The sequence below is a fragment of the Deinococcus sp. genome, from assembly GCF_018260405.1.
Classification (GTDB): Bacteria; Deinococcota; Deinococci; order Deinococcales; family Deinococcaceae; genus Deinococcus.
The window spans coordinates 1-2,166 of record NZ_JAGLBG010000186.1; the positions used below are offsets into that span (position 1 = coordinate 1).

Annotated in this window: 3 protein-coding genes; 2 read left to right on the forward strand and 1 reads right to left on the reverse strand. The window is 56.9% G+C overall.

The features are described from left to right. Window positions 1–349 precede the first annotated feature (349 nt). Entirely contained in the window at window positions 350–820 is a 471-nt protein-coding gene (locus tag QZ269_RS12885) for a nuclear transport factor 2 family protein (protein ID WP_291427098.1), read from the forward strand. Beyond that, window positions 820–1,365 carry a TetR/AcrR family transcriptional regulator gene (locus QZ269_RS12890; protein ID WP_291427099.1) on the forward strand — a complete coding sequence of 182 codons (546 nt, stop codon included), beginning with the start codon at window positions 820–822 and terminating at the stop codon, window positions 1,363–1,365. Before QZ269_RS12885 ends, QZ269_RS12890 begins: the two co-directional genes overlap by 1 nt. On the opposite strand, the gene QZ269_RS12895 is transcribed toward QZ269_RS12890, so the two are convergent. Further along, window positions 1,356–1,637 carry a 5'-nucleotidase C-terminal domain-containing protein gene (locus QZ269_RS12895; RefSeq protein ID WP_291427100.1) on the reverse strand — a complete coding sequence of 94 codons (282 nt, stop codon included), beginning with the start codon at window positions 1,635–1,637 and terminating at the stop codon, window positions 1,356–1,358. The genes QZ269_RS12890 and QZ269_RS12895 overlap by 10 nt on opposite strands. Window positions 1,638–2,166: the final 529 nt, after the last annotated feature.

Consider the following 2,166-nt stretch of genomic DNA (forward strand, 5'->3'; position numbering starts at 1 on the left):
TCCAAGCCATATATTCTGTCTATAACAGAAATCTTTCTCTTCATTCTTCAGTTTTGCGACTTTGCGGTTGCCCTGGCGAGCCTGGCTGTCACAACCTCAAGGCGTTTCCTGTCGGGCATAATTTCAGCCAACTACCCGAAATTTAGAGATGCACCCGTTGCCAATTCTATATCCTGGTCTGGAAGCCATGCGAACGGGAAAGGTGATTCCTGCCTTCCCCCACATCATCGGGCTAACGTGGGAACGGTGGCTGGCAGGGCAGTCCAGGCGGTCAAACCCGTATAGCAGGCAGTAAGCCCGAACATCTGTATTTGTACCTTACGGTCAAATTGTGTACCATTTGGTACAAATGACAATCCTGCGCCCACCTGTCCCCCCGTTCATCTTGGAAACTGCCCGCCAGAAAGTCCGCCTGGCCGAAGACGCCTGGAACACCTGCGACCCCGAGCGCGTGTCACTCGCTTACACCGAGGATAGCCAGTGGCGCAACCGCTCGGAGTTCTTAAGGGGCCGCCCCGCCATCGTCTCCTTCCTGACCCGCAAGTGGCAGCAGGAGCAGGACTATCGGCTGATTAAAGAACTCTGGGCCTTTACGGATGACCATATGGCTGTACGCTTTCAGTACGAATACCAAGGCGCTCGGGGGCAATGGTTCCGAGCTTACGGCAACGAGCAGTGGGCGTTTACCCCACAGGGGCTGATGTATCGCCGTGAGGCTTCCATCAATGACGTTGCCATTGCGGAAAGTGAACGCCAATTTCACTGGCCTGCTGGCCCCCGCCCCACTGACCATCCCGGCCTCAGCGAGGTGGGCCTCTAGTGCCCCGGCTGATGCGTGAGCGGGCCGACCTGATACCAGAACTGGCCGAAATCTTCCGGGAATATGGGTTTGAGGGCGCAAGCCTCGCCTTTATCACGGAGCGCACGGGGCTTGGGAAAGGGAGCCTCTACAATTTTTTTCCTGGCGGCAAAGCAGAGATGGCGGGGGCCGTGCTGGAGCATATTTCGCGCTGGTTTGAAGAAGACATCTTTGTGCCTCTAGAGCAGGGCGGCAGCCTGAGCGAGATGCTCAGCCATGTGAAAACCTATTTTGCTGGGGGTGGGCGCGTGTGTCTGGTGGGTATGTTTGCCCTTACCGAGACGCGCGACCAGTTTGCTGTGCAGATTGCTGCCTACTTTGAACGCTGGGAAGTTGCATTGGTGGCCTATTTAGTGCGGCAGGGCAAACATCCAGCGGAGGCGCAGGCTGGAGCGCTGGACATCCTCGTCACCATCCAGGGCGGCCTAACCCTCAGTCGGGCCAGAAACAGTCCCCAATACTTCCTGCAGGGGCTGAAACGCTTACGGCAGGACTATCAGGGCTGAGAAATACGCCCTTCCACTTTCGGGGCCACAGTGGGTTGCGCCCGCAGATAGTCGGTCAGGGCCACCACGTCCCGTTGCCCATTGGCGGCGGTGACCAGCACCTTCGCGCCCTGGAATATGGTGTAGCCGTCGCCTCCGCCCGCCGCGAAGCTGCTGACGGCCAGTTTGTAGGTCTTGCCTGCTTCAAGGGGCTGCCCGCCAATCTTGACCTCACTGACCCGACTGCCCACAGCAGCTTTAGGGTCAAAGCGGTAGCTGATACCACTCACCATTTACCCAGCGGAAGGTGCCGGATTACCTCAGCGTATGCACCAGCGACCAGGACACGTGGTGGTAATCCCCAACCGCACTAAACCATCTGAAAAAGTCTGCTGCTTTCCGGACACTGCCCTCATTGCATACATCCCCGGCATGAACGAGAATGTCCCCCTCAGGCGGCATCAATCCCGAGAGCAGGCCGTGAGTATCGGAAATGCAGATCAAGCGCATGAAAGCGTATTTTACGATCAGAACGATGGAGGGGGAGAGATGATTGCGCCGCCCAGTGGCCCATCAGGTCAGATGGCGCAAGCTCATCTATCGCTGGTTGGGTTGATATAAGAGCCTGTCCGGAAGATATGGTTTGCTGAGCTGCAGTGACGACGCAACAGCACCAAGACCAAATCAACACTCAGGACCTGACGGCCTGACAAATTTTATGAGAGAGGGCGTAAAACCAGTGTCTAGCCGACTTCAAGCGTCGTTATGGGGTCAGGAAATTTCTTCTTCCGCTTTCCCAGAGGTTCTGGGTCTGGCCCACCT

Excerpts from the sequence above, each read along its gene's own strand:
- QZ269_RS12895 (WP_291427100.1), bottom strand. The coding sequence starts at position 1,637 with ATGGTGAGTGGTATCAGCTACCGCTTTGACCCTAAAGCTGCTGTGGGC.
- QZ269_RS12885 (WP_291427098.1), top strand. The coding sequence starts at position 350 with ATGACAATCCTGCGCCCACCTGTCCCCCCGTTCATCTTGGAAACTGCC.